General features: G+C 65.2%; 2 protein-coding genes. Both read left to right on the top strand.

Annotated elements, in window-relative coordinates; all coding sequences use genetic code 11:
- The first annotated feature begins 273 nt into the window (after nucleotides 1-273).
- On the top strand, nucleotides 274-1,494 hold the full coding sequence (locus tag AC1D00_RS36800) for an LL-diaminopimelate aminotransferase (protein ID WP_028171284.1): 1,221 nt from the start codon (nucleotides 274-276) through the stop codon (nucleotides 1,492-1,494).
- 29 nt (nucleotides 1,495-1,523) lie between these two features.
- Nucleotides 1,524-2,372 (top strand): homoserine dehydrogenase (locus AC1D00_RS36805; RefSeq protein ID WP_477014046.1); only part of this gene is annotated, 849 nt, incomplete at its 3' end.

The following is a 2,372-nucleotide window of genomic DNA, read 5'->3' on the forward strand; positions in this document are numbered from 1 at the left end:
GGCCGAGCTTGCCGCCGCGCGCGACCGCCAGGCGGTCGCCGCCAAGGACGCCAAATGAGGCGGTGCAAGGTAATCGCTGGCGCGACCGCGTTGGCGTGCTAAAAAGACCTCTGTTCAGCCGAGAGTCAGGGCGAACGACTTCAGCCTTCGTCGTCGAAAATTGCTCTAAGCATTTGATTTGGAGTAATTTTTGCGAAGGGGGCGGCTCGTCTTCGAACGGCCGTCCTAGCCTGTCGATTCTGTCCTGACCGGGTGCCCGGAGCCCAGAGAGCCATGGAAGAGTTTTACCGCATCCGCCGCCTTCCGCCTTACGTGTTCGAGCAGGTCAACCGGGCCAAGGCGGCCGCGCGGAACGCCGGTGCCGACATCATCGACCTCGGCATGGGCAATCCGGACCTGCCGGCGCCGCCGCACGTGCTGGAGAAGCTCAAGGAGACGCTCGGCAAGCCCCGCACCGACCGCTACTCGGCCTCCCGTGGCATCCCTGGCTTGCGCCGGGCCCAGGCCGGCTACTACGCCCGCCGCTTCGGCGTGAAGCTCAACCCCGACACCCAGGTGGTGGCGACGCTGGGCTCGAAGGAGGGCTTTGCCAACGTGGCGCAGGCGATCACCGCGCCGGGCGACGTCATCCTCTGCCCCAACCCGAGCTACCCGATTCACGCCTTCGGCTTTTTGATGGCGGGCGGCGTGATCCGCTCGGTGCCTTCCGAGCCGACGCCGCAGTTTTTCGAGGCGGTGGAACGGGCGATCGTACATTCGATCCCGAAGCCGCTGGCGCTCGTGGTCTGCTATCCCTCGAACCCGACCGCCTATGTCGCGAGCCTCGACTTCTACAAGGACCTCGTCGCCTTCGCGAAGAAGCACGAGATCCTGATCCTGTCCGATCTCGCCTATGCCGAGGTCTATTTCGACGAGAACAACCCGCCGCCCTCGGTGCTCCAGGTGCCCGGCGCGATGGACGTCACCGTCGAGTTCACCTCGATGTCGAAGACCTATTCGATGGCCGGCTGGCGCATGGGCTTTGCGGTCGGCAATGAGCGCGTGATCGCGGCGCTCGCTCGCGTCAAATCCTATCTCGATTACGGCGCCTTCACGCCGGTGCAGGTCGCCGCGACCGCCGCGCTGAATGGCCCCGACGATTGCATCAAGGAGATGCGCGACACCTACCGCAAGCGCCGTGATGCGCTGGTGGAATCGTTCGGCCGCGCCGGCTGGGAGATTCCGCCGCCGGAAGCCTCGATGTTCGCCTGGGTGCCGCTGCCGGAAGCCTTCCGCAGCGTCGGGAGCATGCAGTTCGCGACCCTGATGGTGGAGAAATCCGGCGTCGCGGTGTCGCCCGGCGTCGGCTTCGGCGAGCATGGTGAAGGATATGTCCGCATCGCCATGGTGGAAAACGAGCAACGGATCAGGCAGGCCGCGCGCGGCGTGCGCCGCTTCCTTGAAAGCGGCATCGAAACGTTGCACAACGTCGTTCCGCTCGCCAACCGGCGCTAATTCTCTTCGACAGGTTTTCGATAAGCATCATGGTCGCACCCCTGAAAGTGGGCATTGCGGGGCTCGGCACCGTGGGTGCCGAAGTCGTCCGTTTGATTGAAACGCAGGGACGCGTGCTCGCGGGCCGCAGCGGCCGCGGCATTCGCGTCGTCGCCGTCACCGCGCGCTCGAAGGCCAAGAAGCGCGCTGTCGACCTGCGCGGCGTCGAATGGGTGAAGGATCCGATGGCGCTCGCCACGCATCCGGAGGTCGACTGCTTCGTCGAGCTGATGGGCGGCGCCGGCGATCCCGCGCTCTCCGCGGTCGAGGCCGCGCTCAATGCCGGCAAGTCCGTCGTCACCGCCAACAAGGCGCTGTTGGCCAAGCACGGCCTGAAGCTCGCCAAGGCCGCCGAAAAGCACGGCGGCGCGCTGAATTTCGAGGCAGCCGTTGGCGCCGCGATCCCCGTCATCAAAACGTTACGCGAGGGCCTGGCAGGAACCGGCATCAACCGCGTCTACGGCATCCTCAACGGCACCTGCAATTACATCCTGACGCGGATGGAGCAGGAGGGTCTCTCCTTTGCCGAGTGCCTGAAGGATGCGCAGCGGCTCGGCTATGCCGAGGCCAATCCGTCCTTCGACGTTGACGGCCACGACACCGCGCAAAAACTCGCCATTCTCGCCAGCCTCGCTTTCGGCACGAAAGTTGCTCAAAGCGCGGTGTATGTCGAAGGTATCTCCTCCATCGCGCCGGAAGATCTTCGCGCGGCTGCCGATCTCGGCTACCGCGTCAAGCTGCTTGGCGTTGCCGTCCGCACCGCCAAGGGCATCGAGCAGCGCGTGCATCCGACCATGGTTCCAAAATCCTCCTCGATCGCGCAGGTGATGGGTGTCACC

This window comes from Bradyrhizobium sp. P2_E8, from assembly GCF_056403875.1.